This window comes from Psychrobacter sp. MES7-P7E (assembly GCF_002863645.1).
Lineage (GTDB): Bacteria > Pseudomonadota > Gammaproteobacteria > Pseudomonadales > Moraxellaceae > Psychrobacter.
In genome coordinates this window covers 1-19,059 of sequence record NZ_PJBU01000077.1, presented here as the reverse complement: position 1 = coordinate 19,059, position 19,059 = coordinate 1, and the positions used below count along the sequence as shown (strand labels likewise).

19 protein-coding genes are annotated in these 19,059 nt (G+C 42.3%); 13 read left to right on the top strand and 6 right to left on the bottom strand.

Annotated elements, in window-relative coordinates:
* Positions 1-60 precede the first annotated feature (60 nt).
* Together dld and CXF62_RS04550 are read right to left on the bottom strand one after the other, a co-directional pair.
* Positions 61-1,827: a D-lactate dehydrogenase gene (dld, locus tag CXF62_RS04555; protein WP_102093116.1), complete on the bottom strand. Its 1,767-nt coding sequence runs from the start codon at positions 1,825-1,827 to the stop codon at positions 61-63.
* 32 nt (positions 1,828-1,859) lie between these two features.
* Complete coding sequence (locus tag CXF62_RS04550) at positions 1,860-3,566, bottom strand: L-lactate permease (RefSeq protein WP_102093115.1); 1,707 nt, start codon at positions 3,564-3,566, stop codon at positions 1,860-1,862.
* 266 nt (positions 3,567-3,832) lie between these two features.
* Here CXF62_RS04550 and CXF62_RS04545 point away from each other — a divergent pair, with 266 nt between their 5' ends.
* Positions 3,833-4,738, top strand: a complete 906-nt coding sequence (locus CXF62_RS04545; RefSeq protein ID WP_057760117.1) for a LysR family transcriptional regulator — start codon at positions 3,833-3,835, stop codon at positions 4,736-4,738.
* Positions 4,739-5,280: 542 nt separating this feature from the next.
* Positions 5,281-6,177, top strand: coding sequence for a 3-hydroxyacyl-CoA dehydrogenase (locus CXF62_RS04540; protein ID WP_101205846.1), 897 nt, complete (start codon positions 5,281-5,283; stop codon positions 6,175-6,177).
* A gap of 165 nt (positions 6,178-6,342) precedes the next feature.
* Here CXF62_RS04540 and CXF62_RS04535 read toward each other — a convergent pair whose 3' ends face one another.
* Positions 6,343-6,588 carry a hypothetical protein gene (locus tag CXF62_RS04535; protein ID WP_101205845.1) on the bottom strand — a complete coding sequence of 82 codons (246 nt, stop codon included), beginning with the start codon at positions 6,586-6,588 and terminating at the stop codon, positions 6,343-6,345.
* Positions 6,589-6,843: 255 nt separating this feature from the next.
* Entirely contained in the window at positions 6,844-7,095 is a 252-nt protein-coding gene (locus tag CXF62_RS04530; protein WP_101205844.1) for a hypothetical protein, read from the bottom strand.
* Between the two features lie 361 nt (positions 7,096-7,456).
* On the opposite strand from CXF62_RS04530, the gene pqqA reads away from it, so the two are divergent.
* The 6 genes from pqqA (at position 7,457) to CXF62_RS04500 (ending at position 11,822) form a co-directional block, all read left to right on the top strand.
* Positions 7,457-7,531: a pyrroloquinoline quinone precursor peptide PqqA gene (gene pqqA / locus CXF62_RS04525; protein ID WP_075107140.1), complete on the top strand. Its 75-nt coding sequence runs from the start codon at positions 7,457-7,459 to the stop codon at positions 7,529-7,531.
* 71 nt (positions 7,532-7,602) lie between these two features.
* Positions 7,603-8,514: a pyrroloquinoline quinone biosynthesis protein PqqB gene (gene pqqB, locus CXF62_RS04520; protein ID WP_101205843.1), complete on the top strand. Its 912-nt coding sequence runs from the start codon at positions 7,603-7,605 to the stop codon at positions 8,512-8,514.
* A gap of 41 nt (positions 8,515-8,555) precedes the next feature.
* The gene (gene pqqC, locus CXF62_RS04515; RefSeq protein ID WP_101205842.1) at positions 8,556-9,314 is read left to right on the top strand and encodes a pyrroloquinoline-quinone synthase PqqC; all 759 of its coding nucleotides are present in this window, start codon (positions 8,556-8,558) and stop codon (positions 9,312-9,314) included.
* Entirely contained in the window at positions 9,311-9,607 is a 297-nt protein-coding gene (pqqD, locus tag CXF62_RS04510; RefSeq protein ID WP_057760106.1) for a pyrroloquinoline quinone biosynthesis peptide chaperone PqqD, read from the top strand. Before pqqC ends, pqqD begins: the two co-directional genes overlap by 4 nt.
* Complete coding sequence (gene pqqE, locus CXF62_RS04505; RefSeq protein WP_101205841.1) at positions 9,604-10,770, top strand: pyrroloquinoline quinone biosynthesis protein PqqE; 1,167 nt, start codon at positions 9,604-9,606, stop codon at positions 10,768-10,770. The genes pqqD and pqqE overlap by 4 nt, the downstream gene beginning before the upstream one ends.
* A gap of 2 nt (positions 10,771-10,772) precedes the next feature.
* On the top strand, positions 10,773-11,822 hold the full coding sequence (locus tag CXF62_RS04500) for a dipeptidase (RefSeq protein ID WP_185156596.1): 1,050 nt from the start codon (positions 10,773-10,775) through the stop codon (positions 11,820-11,822).
* Positions 11,823-11,904: 82 nt separating this feature from the next.
* Here CXF62_RS04500 and CXF62_RS04495 read toward each other — a convergent pair whose 3' ends face one another.
* Entirely contained in the window at positions 11,905-12,819 is a 915-nt protein-coding gene (locus CXF62_RS04495; protein ID WP_102093082.1) for a LysR family transcriptional regulator, read from the bottom strand.
* A 175-nt stretch (positions 12,820-12,994) separates the two neighbouring features.
* On the opposite strand from CXF62_RS04495, the gene CXF62_RS04490 reads away from it, so the two are divergent.
* The 3 genes from CXF62_RS04490 (at position 12,995) to nfsB (ending at position 16,448) form a co-directional block, all read left to right on the top strand.
* Entirely contained in the window at positions 12,995-13,969 is a 975-nt protein-coding gene (locus CXF62_RS04490; protein WP_197707689.1) for a 2OG-Fe(II) oxygenase family protein, read from the top strand.
* Between the two features lie 160 nt (positions 13,970-14,129).
* Positions 14,130-15,278 carry an acetyltransferase domain-containing protein gene (locus CXF62_RS04485; protein WP_101205839.1) on the top strand — a complete coding sequence of 383 codons (1,149 nt, stop codon included), beginning with the start codon at positions 14,130-14,132 and terminating at the stop codon, positions 15,276-15,278.
* Positions 15,279-15,791: 513 nt separating this feature from the next.
* Positions 15,792-16,448 carry an oxygen-insensitive NAD(P)H nitroreductase gene (nfsB, locus tag CXF62_RS04480; RefSeq protein ID WP_101205838.1) on the top strand — a complete coding sequence of 219 codons (657 nt, stop codon included), beginning with the start codon at positions 15,792-15,794 and terminating at the stop codon, positions 16,446-16,448.
* 184 nt (positions 16,449-16,632) lie between these two features.
* Here nfsB and CXF62_RS04475 read toward each other — a convergent pair whose 3' ends face one another.
* The gene (locus CXF62_RS04475) at positions 16,633-17,526 is read right to left on the bottom strand and encodes a LysR family transcriptional regulator (protein WP_101205837.1); all 894 of its coding nucleotides are present in this window, start codon (positions 17,524-17,526) and stop codon (positions 16,633-16,635) included.
* 147 nt (positions 17,527-17,673) lie between these two features.
* Here CXF62_RS04475 and CXF62_RS04470 point away from each other — a divergent pair, with 147 nt between their 5' ends.
* On the top strand, positions 17,674-18,549 hold the full coding sequence (locus CXF62_RS04470) for an MBL fold metallo-hydrolase (RefSeq protein ID WP_101205836.1): 876 nt from the start codon (positions 17,674-17,676) through the stop codon (positions 18,547-18,549).
* 134 nt (positions 18,550-18,683) lie between these two features.
* Positions 18,684-19,059, top strand: a 376-nt coding sequence (locus tag CXF62_RS04465) for a GNAT family N-acetyltransferase (protein WP_145990533.1), incomplete at its 3' end; no start/stop codon positions are given.

Here is a 19,059-nt window from a genome sequence, read left to right as displayed (position 1 = left end):
CTTAGCAACTGATAAATAATCAGCCCATGGCCAGTTTTAAATATCAGTTATAGAGTTCAATTATAAACAACACGAGCAATTGCGTTTGGTTTTCGACATTTTACCAATACCCGGATTAAAGGTATTGGTTGGGTCTAGACTTTTATAAAAGTTCTGTAAATCAGGTTCCGCTTCGTATAGGTGTCCGACATTATGCTCAGCAGGATATTTGGCTCCGCGTGCGCTCAGTAGCTCTAGCATCATTTTTTTAACAAGATGTGCATCACTACCCTTCTTCAGAATATAGTCTTGATGAAATACATAACAAAAGAAGTGTCCATAATAGAGTTTCTTCTCTAAGTGTTGTTCAATGTCTTCAGGTAACGTTTCAAGCCATTCTAATTCGTTACGTGGTATGGCAATATCTAATGCCAATATATCGCCGACGTCTTTTTCATGTATGACTTCATAACGTAATGCAGCACCTGCAGCGGCAAAGCGATGTAAAAAGGCGCTTTCTGATTCTTCTTGACTACATTCAAAATAGTTACCCGTATTTGAAGCGTCGAAAAACACCTTCAGAAAATCCTGTGCTTCTGCTATGCCGTCATCACTCATTTTTAAGATGAGATGATGCTCATATTGGTCGCGATACTCTAGCATTCGCTTCGGTAAATGCTTTGGAAATATATTGGCGACGAACTGCATAACTTTGTCAGTAAAGTGCTTTGGCATCCATGACCATTTATGGAACTTTGCGTCCATAGCGCCTTTGATAGAAAATAGTCTAGGTAAGGCGTTGGTACCGAGATGCTTAATACTCAGGAACGTGTCTTTTCCGTATTTAGCGGATACATCGAATATATCACGATGCATGTACTCACCCACTTCAGGGATATTATCAAAGTTTGATAATATTTGCCTTCTGAGCTGTGCAAGCTCACTCACACTGTTGGTACCTATATAAAAGGTTTTCTCTTTTACAGCCGTTGGATAGGTATCAAGACGTACTGCAAACACGGCAAGCTTGCCAGCGCAGCCACTGGCTTCATAAAGTCTTCGCCTATCCGCATTAAAGCGGCTTGGTGTGCTTGCATCAACATCTTTTACTCTAGCGATGTACTCTTTGTCAGATGCGAGCTTGCCAGTGTCAGGTAATGCTCTTTTATCAAAATTACCTGTTTGCAGATTAGTGAGTATTTCTTCTGGAGTGTCGCCTAATTCTACATCTAGGTGATTAACTAATACTAGCTGACCGTGCTTGTCTATTTGGGCAAACAAAGCAAGCTCGGTATAAGCAGGACCTCTTTTAACCAGTGCCCCACCAGAATTATTAGAGACACCGCCAATAATTGACGCACCCAACGTCGATGAACCGATGACCGAGTGAGGCGCTCTATTTACGGCTTTAAGCTGACTTTGCAATTGATGCAACGTGGCGCCAGGTAAGCTAATCACTTGCTCGTTATCATTCACCAAATACAACTGATTCATTGCAAGGGTATTGATCACAACCACTGGTCTATCGTAATCATTACCGCTCGGGGTTGAGCCTTCCGTCAGCCCTGTTTTTGCTGCTTGCATGATAATAATGCAGTCGCCTTCCACACATATTTCTAGACTACGCCAAATCTCCAGCAGCGTTTGCGGAAACAAAACAGCCAAAGCGCTGCCGCCGCCAGAACGCCACCCCATTCTATAGTGTTCGTTTTTTTCCGGATCAGCCTGTACATTGCCGGCTCCCAGTAAATGGGTTAGCTTGTCTAACACTTGCTCAGGATGGAGTGTGTCTTGATGCGCTATATTTGATGAGAAAAGGTTTGATGAAGCTCTATTTAATGACGGCATATGACGCTCTTTATTTGGTGATTGTGTGTCACTCATGATGCTAAAGGCCCTTGAAAACCAAAAATATAAACGGCAGCCATAACGATAATCCCGCAGAACAACACATAATAGATGGTAGGTAAAATAGTACGCCTAAGTGTGGCGCCCTCCATACCGAGTAGGCCCACCGTTGCTGATGCAGCCACCACATTATGTACTGCAATCATATTACCAGCAGCCGCACCAACTGCTTGAGCCGCGATGATTAGAGAAGGTGAAATATGTAAGCTCATGGCGGCTTCGTATTGGAATTGACTGAACATCATGTTGGATACGGTATTAGAGCCCGCGATAAAGGCACCTAACGCACCAATGGTTGCACTGATTAAGGGGAAAACACTACCAAAAGTACCCGCAAACAACTCTGCACTGGCGACAGGCATACTCGCCACATCTGATAAGTTTACGCCTGAATTAATAAAAATTCTAACCATTGGAATCGTAAAAATAAGGACAAATCCGGCCCCTAGTACAGTTTTACCTGATTCTTTAAAGGCATTGTTTAGTGCATTGACAGGTTTGTTCGTTTGAAAGGCCGCAGCAACCAAGGCGCTGATTAATAACAAGCCGCCTGGTAAGTATAAAGGACTAAAACTGGCACTGATATCTGCCTCACTTAAAATCGAGGTTAGGTCTACTGTCGCGCTGTTCAGCAAAGACTGAAAGCCTGTTAATACTCTAGAACACACCAATAAAAGGGCAACCAATAAATAAGGGAACCATGCCATGACCGTGGACATCTTTTTATCACTCAACGCAGGAGTGATGTCTTCTTTGCTAACTATTAGCTTACCAAGCCATTCACTTGGCCAGCTTTTTTTCGGTTCAAAATCCCATGTGGTTTTTGGTACTAAAAATCCACGTTTTGCCGCATTAACAACGATAGTGATACTGACCAAACCGCCGACCAATGATGGAAACTCTGGCCCTAAAAAAATACCTGTTAGGGTATAAGGGACTGTGAATGCCAAACCCGCAAAAATAGCAAATGGCCAAATAGCGAAGCCTTCTCTCCAGCTTTTATTTTTACCAAAAAAGCGCGTGAGCATCATCACCATAAAAAGTGGCATAAATGTACCAATGACACCATGCATAACGGCTACTTGGCTGGTAATCAGTTGTAAAAAATCGCCCCACTCTAGTCCTTGTTGTGCCAATTGGGTGCTAATGGCTACTGTATCTAATCCCTTGTTTACTCCAATAACGATAGGCGTACCGACTGCACCAAATGACACAGGCGTACTTTGTATCATCATTCCCATCAACACAGCACCCAGCGCTGGAAATCCTATCGCGACGAGTAAAGGCGCGGCAATAGCGGCCGCTGTACCAAAGCCAGCCGCTCCCTCAAGAAAGCAGCCAAAGCACCAAGCAATAATAATGGCTTGCACCCGCCTATCTGGCGATACATTGGTAAAGCCAGATCGAATAACGGCAATAGCACCCGTATGCTTTAACGTATTCAATAAGAAAATAGCGCCGAATACGATCCACAATACTGAAACCGTAATGACCATTCCTTGAATAATCGATGAAGACACGCGATTAAGCGTCATATCCCATACAAAGAGGGCAAGCGCGGCAGTAACCGCCAGAACGATTGGCATGGTTCTTTTGGCTGACCATTGCAAGCCTATCAAAAAAATACCACAGAGAACGATTGGCAGTAATGCCAACAGTCCATATATTGTTTGATTCAAAATCATAGTCCTTTTTTTATCGTGTAATCTTCCTTGAACAACTTCATTTAAGCATTTGTTTTTATAACTTCACGCTGTCGGTCAGACGAAGCCGAAGACAATCTCTGTCAGTGACATGATTAATAGAATGGTTAAATAAACAAATCCTCAAAATTCCCTAAAATATTCTACGCCTTGTCGATACATTGATATATTGCATCAAAGGATAATGTTATTTTCTTTTTTTGCTATAATCCAAAAGCTATTACACCAATTGGGGAACAAGTATGGGCAAAGCTGACGATATGGTTTTATTCGTCCAAGTGGTTGATGAAGGGTCATTTTCTCGGGTCGCTGAAAAGCTGTCATTAACTAATTCAGTGGTAAGCAAACGCATTGCAAGATTAGAAGAGAGCTTAAACGCACAGCTGCTTTATAGGACAACCAGAAAGTTAAGCTTAACCGATGCAGGAAGGACGCTTTATAACAAAGCTAAAATCGCTAAATTTGCCTTTCAAGAAGCTGAAAATGCCGTAACAGGCTATGGTGAGGACATGAAAGGCAACATACGTATAACTATGCCAGCGGTCTCTGCAAATCTAATATTGAGCGAATCCATTGCCGAATTCTGTAAACAACACCCAGAAATATCAGTAGATTTACAGATTACCAATCGATTGGTTGATTTGATAGAAGAAGGGTTTGATCTGGCGATAAGGACAGCAGAGCTTGAAGACTCATCACTCATTGCAAGACGTCTTATAGATAGCCAGTGGGTCATATGTGCGACACCAGACTATTTAGAGCGACATGGCACACCTCAAACCCCTGAACAATTACGGAGTCATGAGTGTTTGGTCTATAAGTTTGATCATACGGCGAATGGTATATGGCCGCTATATATAGATGGCACGGAGCAACTGCTTCCTGTACAGGGTCGGTTTCATAGCAATCATCTTAATGCGATTAAACAAGCGACTCTCAGCGACCTAGGTATCGCCTTTTTACCACAAGCACTTGTTTATGAAGAAATGCAGCAAAACACGCTCACTCAGATTTTGCAGCGCTTTACGCGAAAGAAAATGGGCATGTATGCGGTTTACCCCAAAGCACGGCAACCGGACCAAAAGTTGAAACTGCTTGTAGCGCATCTGCGAGAATCATTACATCAAAAACAGGCTTACTACTGCTAATAACCTTTAGACAGATCAATAGGCTTGTCCACTCTAGCTGCTTCTCCGCTAATGCAATCCTGACGCGCATAGCACAGTGGGAAAATGGCGCATGATACCAGTGTAAACCTTAAAATTCAGTAACGGATTCATACGTAAGAATGATAATAGGGATAATAGCCTTCCTTACATATCGAATGCGTTAAATGCGATTTTCATCGTACATCACTGCTTACGTCCTCCTTTACAACCTCGTCGACAATATTTTGACATCAACAGTCATTAAAAATGCCATTATGATATTAAATTAGCCTTCAGTCATTATAAAATCATTAGGTATGAAGCTAGCAATACAGTCAGCAAGTTATTGAATTATTTGATAATATAATAAGTCAAGTAGTATAAACTTATCTGATACTTGCATCGCGATATTTTTAGGTTCTCTTAAATGTTTTTATAAAAATGCAGGTTGAATAATAAGGTAAAACCATCTAATAATAGATCTATAGGTTCTAGACATTTATCTAGCAACTTATATCCACTACTATTAGGAAATAAATACAATGACGTATAAAAATGTAACTGTCGCGGGAAGCGGCATCCTAGGCTATCAAATTGCTTTTCAGGCCGCATTTCATGGTTTTAATGTCAGTGTCTATGACATCAATGATGAGGTTTTAGAAAAAGCAAAGTCAAAATTTCAATTGATGTGCAAGGCTTTTCGAAAGGATTTGAGGGCAACTCAAGAGCAGTTGGATAAGGCTTTTGACAATCTCAGCTACACTTCAGACTTAGCAGAAGCGGTCAAAGATGCTGACCTAATGATTGAAGCCATTCCCGAGATTCCTGAAATTAAAATCGAATTTTATGAAAAACTTGCCAAACTAGCGCCAGAGAAAACCATCTTTGCGACCAATACCTCTACCTTACTTCCTAGTCAGTTTGCAGAATCAACGGGACGACCTGCGCAGTTTTTAGCGCTACACTTTGCCAATAAAATTTGGATGCATAATGTCGCCGAAATCATGGGGCATCCTGGGACAGATCCTAACGTATTTGATGAGGTTGTTGCTTTTGCTACTGCCATCGGTATGGTGGCAATGCCGCTGGATAAGGAGCAACCCGGCTATATTATGAACAGTTTGTTGGCGCCTTTTATAGATGCAGCTTTGCAATTGGTTGCAAAAGAGGTCGCCGATCCACATACGATAGATAAAACGTGGATGATAGTAACTGGCGCACCGTCAGGTCCCTTTGCCATATTGGATACTATCGGTATCAATACTGCCTACAACATCACGAAGCTATCTGCTGAAAAAACTCAAAACCCTGTAAGGTTTAAGGCTGCTCAATATTTAAAAGAGCAATTAATCGATCAAAACAAACTAGGATTCGCGACTGGTGAAGGATTTTATACGTATCCAAACCCAGCCTTTATGCGCCCTGAGTTTTTAAAATAATAAATAGCTTTCAAACTGGCTCCAAAACACAAAAGGCCATTCAAGCTGTATATTGCATCGCTTGAATGGCCTTGTCAGTCGCGCATTTTATCTAACTAAATATCTTGATATTAGGGTTTACTTTCGGCGATGACTATCCAAACCTATCTACGTTATGTTTGTTCACTAAAAAGAAAAGTCATATCGCGTCAATGCAACGATCTCAATTGGCACTGCATACTTCCAAGGCATACCGCCCGTACAATAGAACTGGCCATCTTCAAAAGCCACAATGCGAGATGTGAAGTCATTACATACCTGATCTTCTATAGCGTTCTCATCACTCTCGTCACTCACAGCACACCATATACTTTGATAACCTTCCTCAAGCATTGAACGAGTTAATTCGCTTCCAACAGTTACTGTATCCATGTTGTTACTCCTATTCAATGACAATGATTAGTAAGCTAAACAAGTGGCTTCATAACAACAATTACTTGAGCATCTTCGAACCTGTTATATCTATCGTTGAAAAATATTGGTGACTAGACAGATGAGCTTATAAATAGATAGTACAGATGTATTGTCAACTAGAACAAGAAGTTGTAGATAGGTGGTAGATTTTCATGCATAGGCTGTAAAACTAATCTGCATGCAGAGTATAACAGTCATTATATTGATAGTGAGTTATAGCCCCACATCATCATGAGTAAGTGCCACTCTCTTTACTGAGACAGCATATTCCCATAGCTCACCTTTATCACAAACGAACTGATCGTTATTAAAGGCTACAATAGGGACCAATAATTCATAGTAACCATTATCTATGGTTGCGATAGCATAATCATCGCTAACGTTGCTGACAGCACACCATACATAGTTGCTGACATTTCCCAAGATGGCTTTGGTTAATTCACTGCCTTGTAATTCAGCAATCATCTTCAGGCTCCAATATCTATCAAGTTAAACTATTACTTTATAGATAAATTCGGTTTTTGCAATATATCTGTATAACCCATAAGTTCTCGAAATACGCTTACCTCACTTCAAGCAGATTTTTTATAGTTAGAATTTATGCTCAAACTATTCAAAGATATTTTTAATCTTATGCTCGATATACTGTCTTTTCGGTACGATAAACAGGCTTTCATTGGTGCTATAAAAGACTGCTTAATCGATGCTCGTTAACGCTTTACTAACATCTAAGAAATTGACAGCAGGGGTCAGCTTATACTACCATTGATAATTACTTTCATTCATCTTACTGATGTACCAATAATATTCATTCAGGAGCAATCCCATGCAGTGGACTAAACCAGCTTTTCAAGACATCCGTATTGGTTTCGAAATCACGATGTATTTCGAAGCCCGTTAAAATTTACGAGCACTAAACCCATTAAAAGCCCTAGATGACTAGGGCTTTTATTTTTTTGGAAATATTGATTTATGTATATTCACGTTTTAGGCTCAGCTGCTGGTGGTGGTTTTCCGCAGTGGAATTGCAATTGCGCTAACTGCCATGGTGTGCGTCAAGGCACGATTCAGGCAAAGACCCGTACCCAATCCTCAATCGCCATATCAGAAAATGGTATAGATTGGATCTTATTCAATGCGTCCCCTGATATTCGCCAACAGTTATTTGAATTTAAGGCAGCTCAGCCCGCACGTAACTTAAGAGACACAGGTATCACAGATGTGGTGTTGATGGACAGTCAACTTGACCATACGACCGGCCTGTTGACCCTACGTGAAGGCTGTCCAATGCCTGTTTGGTGTACGGACATGGTGCATCAAGACCTCAGCACAGGTTTTCCACTGTTTAATATGTTAAAGCACTGGAATGGGGGTCTACAATATAATCAAATCGATCCAAAACAGAGCTTTCAAATTGACGGCTACAGCAATTTAGAGCTGACGCCTTTGGTGATTAGAAGCTCTGCACCGCCCTACTCTCCGCATCGTAATGACCCACATGATGGCGACAATATTGCCCTGATTGTAAAAGACTTAAAAACACAAAAACAACTCTTTTATGCGCCAGGTCTCGGTAAAATTGATGATCAAGTGATGCAGATTATGAAAAGCTCTGATTGCGTGATGATTGACGGTACGCTATGGACGGACAATGAAATGCAAGAGTGCGGCGTCGGTACGAAGACCGGCCAAGACATGGGACATTTGCATATCAGTGGTGAAGATGGCTCATTGCATTATCTAGACCAGTTAGATAACGCTCGTAAGGTGCTAATCCATATCAATAATACCAACCCGATATTGAATGAACAGTCTGAACAGGCTGCGACATTAAAACAACATAGTGTTGAAGTAGCATTTGATGGTATGCAGATTGAGCTTTAAGACAAACGGTAAGGCAAGATAGCAATCGTAAGGTGAGAACAATGCAAGAAGAAAACACAGCGCTAAGCCCAGAAGCGTTTGAACAAGCGATTATGGCTAAGGGTCAGTATTATCATATTTATCATCCCTTTCATATCATGATGCATGAAGGCAAAGCGACCCAGCAGCAAATCCAAGCGTGGGTCGCCAACCGATTTTATTATCAGATCAACATCCCATTGAAAGACGCAGCCATTATGGCAAACTGTCCTGATCAGCGCGTACGTCAAGAATGGATCCAGCGTATGATTGATCAAGATGGCGTATATCCTGACGGCGGTGGTCGTGAAGCATGGTTGGGTCTGGCAGAGGCAGTTGGTTTGACCCGTGAGCAAGTGATTTCTGAAGATCTAGTGCTACCGGGTGTGCGTTTTGCCGTGGATGCCTATGTGAACTTTGCGCGGCGCACCTCATGGCGAGAAGCCGCCAGTAGCTCACTGACCGAGCTGTTTGCCCCGCAGATTCACCAGTCACGTTTAGAGTCTTGGCCCAAGCACTACCCTTGGATAAAGGAGCAAGGCTATACCTATTTCCGCTCACGCTTGAGTCAAGCGCGCCGCGATGTTGAGCATGGTCTGACCATCACACTCGACTCATTCAAAACCGCCGAGCAACAAGAGCGTATGCTTGAGATCCTACAGTTTAAGCTCGATATCTTATGGACGATCTTGGATGCATTGAGCTTGGCCTATGTGCATAATCAAGCCCCTTATCAAAGCGTTACCACTGACAATGTTTGGCATAAAGGATTATTCAAATGAGTATACCTGCTAGCTTACCTGAGCTGGATCAATCCATCGTACCGGTATGGCGTCACGGTTATCGTTTTCAGTTTGAGCCTGCGCAAAACGCCTATGTCCTACTTTACCCTGAAGGCATGATTAAGCTCAATGACAGTGCCAGCATCATTGGGCAACATATTGATGGTCAAGCGTCCATTGCTGATATTATCCAAAAGGTACAAGCTATGTTTGGCGATATTCCCGAAATCGAACAAGACATCATTGAATATATGCTGGTCGCCCAGCGTGAACATTGGATTGATTTAGTATGACTGCGCCAGTCGGGCTACCGCTATGGCTGCTTGCTGAGCTGACCTATCGCTGCCCCTTACAATGCCCTTATTGCTCAAACCCTATCGATTACGCTCAGTATAAAGAGGAGCTAACGACAGAGGAATGGTTTGATGTGTTTGATCAGGCGCGGCAAATGGGCGCGGTGCAGCTTGGTTTTTCTGGCGGCGAGCCACTGGTTCGTCAAGACTTAGAAGAATTGGTCGCTTATGCGCACAATCAAGGTTTTTATACTAACTTGATCACGTCGGGTATGGGATTGACCGAAGCTCGGATTGCGCATTTAAAAGAAGCAGGTCTTCAGCACATTCAAATCAGCTTTCAAGCCAGTGATCCAACGGTCAACAATGCCTTAGCAGGTTCAAAGCATGCCTTTGAGCAAAAATATGAGATGTCACGTCTGGTCAAACAGTACGATTACCCGATGGTACTTAACTTTGTCATTCATCGGCAAAACATCGATCAGATTGACCAGATTATTGACCTCTGCTTAGAGCTGGAAGCCGACACGGTCGAGCTGGCTATTTGTCAGTTTTATGGTTGGGCGTTTGAGAACATAGAGGGTTTGCTACCAACCAAAGCGCAAGTGGTCCGAGCTGAACGCATTACCAATGAATACCGTAAGCAGATTGAAGAACGTGGTATCAAGTGCAAACTTATTTTTGTGGTGCCTGATTATTATGAAGAACGTCCAAAGCCCTGTATGGATGGCTGGGGCAAGATTTTCTTAACAGTGGCCCCAGACGGTACAGCTCTACCTTGCCATGCTGCCAGACAAATGCCAATACAGTTTCCTAATGTACGACATACACCACTGTCAGATATTTGGTATGACTCTGCGAGCTTCAATCAGTTTCGCGGTGATGACTGGATGCCCGATATCTGCCAAAACTGCCCAGACAAAGAACGCGATTATGGCGGCTGTCGTTGCCAAGCCTTTATGCTGACGGGCGATGCCAAAAACGCCGATCCTGTGTGTGGCAAATCGCCTTATCATTATCTAATCGAGGAGGCACGTATCAATAGTGAAACGCCTGTACCTTTTGAAGATTTACTGTTTAGAAATCCAAAAAATTCTAAATCACTGAGTAACAAACAGCTGAATGAAGAGCAATTGATTCCTACTCGTACGGTAACGGATTAACTATGAACGCTCAGCCTGTGATATTTGATGGACATAATGATCTGTTGACTCGCCTTTGGCTAAGTTCAGCTGCCGATCCGGTACATGACTTTATTTATGGCACGTTACCGGGACATTTGGATTTACAACGCTGCAAAGAAGCGAATTGGATGGGCGGATTATTTTCTATATTTTTACCGCCCTACGCTTATGTGAAAAACAACCAACCTGACAAATTAGCCAACCCATCACATTCAGATTTTACTCCGCAAGAAATCGTCGATATCTGTTGTGAACAATTGAAACTAGCCCAGCAACTACAGGCAAGATCTGATGGTCAAATCCAGATTTGCACCTCGTTAGAACAAATTCAGGCCTGTCAGCAGAATAAGCAACTGGGCATCGTTTTGCATTTGGAAGGTGCTGAGTTTTTAGCCATACAGCCTGACCTGCTGGATGTGTTTTATGAGGCAGGACTCAGAAGCATTGGCCCACTATGGAATAGAAAGAGCCTCTTCGGTGATGGCTTAAATGCGTCTTTTCCGCATTCTCCCGATACAGGATCTGGGCTCACGACTCAAGGTAAAGACCTCATTCTTAAGTGCAGTGAAAAGCATATGCTGATCGATGTGTCGCATATGAATGAGCGTGCTTTTTGGGATACGCTAGAGATTGCCTGCCAGCCGATTGTTGCGACACATTCAAATGCACATACTCTCTGTCAGCAAGCACGGAACTTGACCGATCAACAGCTGGCTGCTATTAAACAAAGCGATGGTATGGTTGGGGTGAATTTCGATGTGGCGTTTCTTCGTGCAGATGGGCAACGTAATACGCAAACATCACTCGATGTGATTGTCGACCATCTTGATTATCTGATCGACCATCTAGGCGAAGATCACGTTGGGTTTGGCTCTGATTTCGATGGTTGCCTACTACCTGATGAGTTATCTGATATCAGTCAAATCTCTATGTTGATTGAGCGAATGCAGCAACGGCACTTCTCTGATCAACTGATTGAAAAGATAACGTCAAAAAACTGGTTTACGGTGCTTGATAAGGTATGGCAATAATTATAATAGCCATCCAGCAATTACTGTCTAGTGACTGTTGTTTTGCTCGTCTGATTAAATAGGGTAACCATTAATTTTTGTTTTACCTTAACACCTGCTCTACCCGTTCAATCAAGTATTCTTTGACCGCATTAAACAATGGATCGATTAATCGCCGTTCTGGACAAATCAAATATAGTGGATAGTTGGCCACTTGCCAGCCGTCCAACTCTACCTCAACCAGTCTCCCTGCCTTCAAATCGCCGGCTATATCTAACTGAGACTTTAATGCGATGCCTTTACCCGCCACTGCCCAGCGGCGCACAACGTCACCGTCTTTACTTCTGCGATTGCCATCCACGGCCACACGTTTAGTCTTTCCCGCTTTCTCAAAAGTCCACTCGCTCAAATACTTTTCATCATGCCCCAAACGTAAGCAATTATGCTGCGATAAATCTTCCGGCATTTTTGGCATACCAATATCCTTATCAATTTTGCTCAAATACTCCTTTGACGCACACAATATAGGGCGATTATTCAATACAATAGGTAGTGCGACCAGTGATGAATCTTTGGGCGCGCCGTAACGTAGTGCCAAATCAATCTGCTGACCGTACAAGTCCACATAGCTGTCTGACATATGTAGCTGCACCGTCACTTTTGGGTGAATGTCTATAAAATCGTCCAACCAAGGCAAAATTAAGTTTCGTCCCAAATCTGATGATGCCGACAGCCGAATGGTACCCGTCAGCTCAGCATCATTGTCATGTAGTCCTGCATAAGCGTTGTCTAAAATAGCCACCGCATCTCGGCAATGCTTTAAATATTGCTCACCCTTGCTAGTTAGACGCAGCCTACGAGTAGAGCGAACAAATAATACCGTCTCAATTTCCGCTTCTAATCGCTTGACCGCTGCACTCACAACTGCAGGCGACAGATCTAAGTGCCGAGCACAGGCAGATAGGCTACCTAAGCGAGCGGTCTCAATAAAAATACGTAAATCCTGCAAATTTTTCATCGTCATGCCTTCGTTCAATTAGCGTCTAACTTAGCAAACACCATCACTTGCTGCTGCTAGCCTCATCATTATATAAAAATTATTGAAACTATTTCTCTAAACCTGCTGATTATCAAAATCATTAATTATAGTAGCATGCACCTATAAGGTTCACTCACACATTTGGAGATACACGATGGATACTATAATACGGCCTACGAGCACACAGGACACTCAACACTATAGCGACCATGATGGAGATACTCAACAGAGCGCACTACAGCAGGCACGCAACTTACCACTACCGTCAAAATCAGATATGCTGAGACGTGCAGCATCGGTAGAGCATTTCTGGCATCAAAACAGCCAGTTACTGGAGCATGCATGGGCAGAATGGGAAACCACTGAGCATGACTTGCCTGTACTTGATGACTCATTATTTGATCCAACTCTACGTGATGTAGTGACGCAAGCATGGCGCACTCCTTCTACGGAGACGGCTGTTAAAAACTTATGGCAAGAGATACTACCTGACGTATACCAAGGGCAACTCTTTGACCCAGCACAACTATCAACGCTGCGCCGTTATCTGCAAGCAATCGCAGACGCTAACATTCCTATACGTCCTCCTTACGGTATCGCATTGAACAGTAATGGGGCTATGCTAGATGCGCGCTCGTCAGGCTATTTGGCCACCCCTAATTTTCAGGCGTTTTATCATAGAGTCATGAATCAATATATGCGCCCTATCGCTCGGTTGTTATTTGCCAATGTTTATGGCTATGACACTCAGACCTTTGGGTTCTCAATTCAATACCAGCCGGCAGGCGACACATCGCTACAACTTCATACTGATGCTTCAGCGGTGACTATGAATATTAACCTAAATTTGCCAGGCGAAGACTTTACTGGGTCAGAAGTTGACTTTGTCGATCGCCATTTAGGGCAAACCAGACGTGCCATCTTTAAACCTGGTATGGCGATTATTCATAGAGGCTCGGTGCCTCATGCCGCACATCCAATCACCAGTGGCAAACGTACCAATATGGTGCTTTGGCTGTATGGTGATAATATGCAAGTACCACGAGGAGTTGGGCTTAATAGTCATATTGATGCCAATCAACGTTGGACTGCTACGCACAGTCAGCCTGATAATTTCGCGCCGTTTTAACAGCGGTACGCTATCGTTAGGTCAGACACAGCATAAAAAGTTAAGACAAGCATAAACATCCAAATCAGTGAGCACCTCTGCGAAAATGCGTACTTAAATCAGTAGTAGCTAATAATTGATATGTTATAATGTTTCGTTTTAACTATACAAAGGCTATTGTATGGCGACACCTTTTCAACGGTTGCAAGCGATCGACGCACTTCGAGGGCTTGTGATGCTCATCATGATGGTGGATCATGTTCGAGAGACCTTTTACTTACACCATCAAGTTCCTGATCCAATGCTGATACCAGGAACGGATGAACCACTATTTTTCAGCCGAATGATTGCCCATTTATGTGCGCCTGTCTTTGTGTTACTGACGGGACTGTCTGCTTATTTGTACCAACACAAACACAATAGTATTCAAATGACCCGCGAATTTTTAATCAAACGCGGGCTTTTTTTGGTGTTTTTGGAGCTGATTGTCATTAATTTTGCTTGGACAGCACAATTTCCACCTGACGTGGTGTATCTCCAAGTGATATGGGCGATTGGATTCAGTATGATTGCGCTCTCAGCGGTTATTGGTCTGCCTAAGAAGTGGCTGTGGCTACTGAGCTTAGTGATTATATTTGGGCACAATTTATTAGATACCGTCTCCTTTGCCGACATTCCTATGATGCATCAACTGTGGCTGATACTTCATGAACGCGGCTGGATTGAGTTTGGTGAGGTGATTCGTTTCAGAACCTCTTATCCTGTACTGCCTTGGATTGGCGTTATCATACTAGGCTATTGTATCGGTACATCTGTATTCGGTGACTCTACGTCTGTGCGAAAGAGAAATCGTACGTTACTTACATTTGGCATGGTGAGTATCGCGTTATTTGTAGTACTGCGACTGGCCAATATATACGGCGATCAAGCATGGCTGATGATGCCGACTCTGAGTGAAACCTTCATGAGCTTTATGAATCTCACCAAATATCCACCATCGTTACTCTTTATATTGTGGAATGTAGGCATAGGACTGGTCTTATTAGTAATGCTCCAAAAGATTGAAACCAAATCATGGATAAAACCACTGGTAGTCATTGGTTCTGTACCAATGTTTTTTTATATCGTACATCTCTATGTATTGAAACTGCTGTATGTATTTGCCGTTCAACAGTTCGGTATGACGCATGGAGAATATTTTGGTGTAAATGACGTCAGTACACTTTGGTTCATTGCGATTGCACTGAGCATTTTACTGTATTCTTTAATGCGTGCTTTTGCTAAATTCAAACATGGCAACAAACACATTACTATCCTCAAATATTTATAGCGATAGCTCCCAACGATATAGCGACTATATAAAAGAACAACAATTCTATAAGCAGGCTTGGCCATCCTATATTGGGTGTATCACGCCTGTTTATAAGCTGTTTAAATCAATCAGCTCAACCATCTGTATTAGATGTTTGTAGACAAGTAAAATACTTCCAAACAACTCAAAAAACATCTCCTACCTTAGCACAATCTACTTTTCCTAAAATATATCGAAAACATTCTTCCATTACAAAATGTTTTGGTTAGGATCAAGCTTATCACCGACTTGAGTATAGTGATAAATAACCTTTTAATGAATTAAAAACGTCATATTATCAAAATAATATTGAAAGTGTTTACTCTTACAGCTACTGGTTCCGATGTATGAACTTTACTATTATGAGTCATCACTAGGACGGGCTAATCAGTTAACTTGATGAACAATAAGGATTGAGTAGCACCGTTTGTTAAATCCGTTTGTATTACCAGCTGACTAAAAAACTGAAACTTACTTTACTTAAGGACAATCATGAAAACCATTAATGAAGCACTAAACTGGCGTTACAGCACCAAAGTATTTGATGCCAATAAAAAGATATCTGCTGAAGATTTTGAGCAGATTAAAGACATGCTACAGATGAGTCCATCAAGTACCAATATTCAACCATGGAGCTTTGTCATTGCAGATGATGATGCAGGCAAAGCACGCATTGCCAAAAGCACGCAAGGCGCCTTTCATTTTAATACACCTAAAGTCTTAGATGCCTCACATGTGGTGGTTTTCTGTACTCGTATCCATGCCGACGATGAGTATATGCAGGCGGTGTTAGAAAAAGAAGATCAAGATGGTCGCTATGCGCAGCCAGAGTTTAAAACGCAGATGCACCAAGCACGCCAATTATTTTTAGACATTCATCGTTACGATGTCAAAGATGAGGCACATTGGCTTGCCAAACAGGTATATCTAAATATGGGCGCGGTATTATTGGGCAGCGGTCTCTTAGGTATTGATACTGTTCCTATGGAAGGCGTTGATTTACAGGCGCTTGATACGGAGTTCGACTTACGTAGCAAAGGATATTCTGCTGTAGCAGTGGTATCGTTTGGCTATCGCAGCGATGAAGACTTTAATGCCAAAATACCTAAATCACGCTTAAGTGAAGAGACTATTTTTATCAAGGCTTAAGCAATCATTAAGCGAAGTCTAGACATTATCAGATGGTCAGTAATCATCATTGTAACGTTGCTATTGACCGTTTGAGTTTCTGCTATAGATTTTCTGACGTTTTTTAATAAAATTTCTTATTGATCTATTGTATTGTTTTTAAAATAGTATAAATAAACATTCCGATCGATCCATCCATTACTTGCTACCAGTAGTGTGAACGCTTTATTTCTTCAGCGAGAAAATCAATAAACTTTCTTTGTAGTGGTGTCACCTGCTTTCGATTGGCATAAACCACATAAACACCCAAAGTTTTAGGTTTCCATTCAGGCAATAACTCAATAAGTTGGCCAGAGGCAATCAAAGATTTGACTGCGCCAGATGGCTGTAAACTAATCCCATGTCCACGCAACGTGGCAGAGAGCAAGACTTCAGAAATATTGGCGCTGATATTGCCAGAGATAGGAACAGACTCTGGACCATTTGGCCCATCAAACACCCATGCCGACCGTCCAAAATACGCAAACGATAGACAGTTGTGATGTACAAGCGACTGTACATCTGTAGGTCTGCCACGCTTTTGTAAATACTCAGGGGCAGCGCATACGACAGAGTGGCACTCACCGATACGTCTGGCAACGACATTTGGCTCCAAGTCATTGGTGATACGAATCGCCAAGTCAATACGGGCATCAACTAAATTGACCGAATCATCAGTGGTAAGAATATCAATTGCTGTTTGCGGCCAGTGAGAAACAAAGCGACCAACCACATCCATCAGAAGGCTATCAATTAGCGAAAAGCTGGCCGTGATTCTCAACTGTCCTTTTAGCTCCAAAGTATTTTGATTGCGTATCTGATCCAACGAGTCGGTTAATCCAAGTAACTGATACGCCACCTCAAGGGTCTGCTCACCAGGTGCAGTGAGGCTTAGACTTCTAGTCGTGCGATGTAATAAGCGCATATCCATCCAACCCTCAAGCTCTGTCAGATAGCGCGTTACCTTAGCTCTAGACATGTCTAAATTGTCCGCGGCACGGCTCAAGCTACCTTGTTCAACGATCGTAACAAACACCTGCAACGCGGTCAGCCTGTCCATCTCTCCATCCTTATTTGCGCGAAAACTGAAACAGTAAATGCCGAATTATAGCGTATTTAAACGAAATACAATCGAATAGAATAGCCATTAACAACGAATACCGCTATTAACGCGGTCTATTTACTCAAACGAAAATATAGGTGAACTATGAAAAAATTAATGACAGCTTCTATGGCGGCCAGTGTGCTACTGCTCGCAACCCAAGTAAACGCAGCCGATCTACAACTGCAAGCATATAAACCAGATCAAAATGCTATTTTCCCAGTGACCTCTGTGCTGGCAAGTGGCGAGAAAGATGCTATCTTGTTCGATGCACAGTTTGGTGTCAAAGATGGTGAAGCTTTGGTTGATATGATCAAAAAAAGTAATAAAGACCTAAAAATGATTTATATCACGGCAGGCGATCCAGATTACTATTTCGGTCTTCAGCCTTTAGTCAAAGCCTTCCCTAATGTGAAGGTTATGTCTAGCCCTTCTATTATTAAACACATTGAGGCGACTAAAGATGCAAAATTAAAGCATTGGGGTCCAATCCTTGGCAAGCATGCGCCTACCAAGATCACAGTACCGCAAACCCTTGATCAGTCTACACTGACCCTAGAAGGTCACAAAATTGAAATCAAGGAGATGGGAACCCATCAAGCATACATGTGGGTACCAAAGTCAAAAACTGTTTTCGGCGGTGTGTCGGTAACATCAGGTATGCATGTGTGGACTGCGGATACCCAAACTAAAGAAGCTCGTAGCGAGTGGATGCAATCGTTAGAACAAATGAAGCAATTAAAGCCAAACCTTGTGATACCAGGTCACTATTCAGGCAACCTACTCAAAAAAGACTATGCTGTTGATTTCACCCTCAGCTATCTAAAAACCTTTGAGCAAGCACTAGATGAGGCAAAAAAGCAAGACTCCAAGCAGTCAGAAAAAGTAATTTCTACCATGAAATCGGCTTATCCAGCGTTGCCCGGAGGAAGTGATTTAGAGTTGAGCAGTCAAGTCAATACAGGTGAGATAGAGTGGTAAATACAGGACAACTATTAAGTAAAAAACACTAATACTTTACTAAACCCACTAACCAGATATTAGTAGCAAAGTACTGGCGTATGCTGGGTCAATCAGCATACGCCAGTACTTTTAATGATAAATGAGAACAACTGATGACAATACAGTATCGTCGTGCTACGCCTGAAGACTTTGCAGCCATTGTTGACCTTTTTGTCGTCAATATGAATTTGAGTGTATTTACTACTGCAACAGATAAGCAGGTTCTAAAGCAACTGGCTACCCTATTTCTAGCTAAAGACTGTCATCATGCTACTTTTATACAAGTTGCAGAATATGGTGACATTATTTGCGGTGTGGTGATAGGGATCACTAGACAAGATCCACATAAAGCTTTGTCATTCGATGATAAGCCCATTATTGATCAGATAGAAAACAAGCTGCGTTTATCTGATCAAGGTCGACAGGTATTAAGTGATTTACAGAAAAAAGAATCGGCTGGCGCGAAACAAAAGAAAGTCGATTTTGATA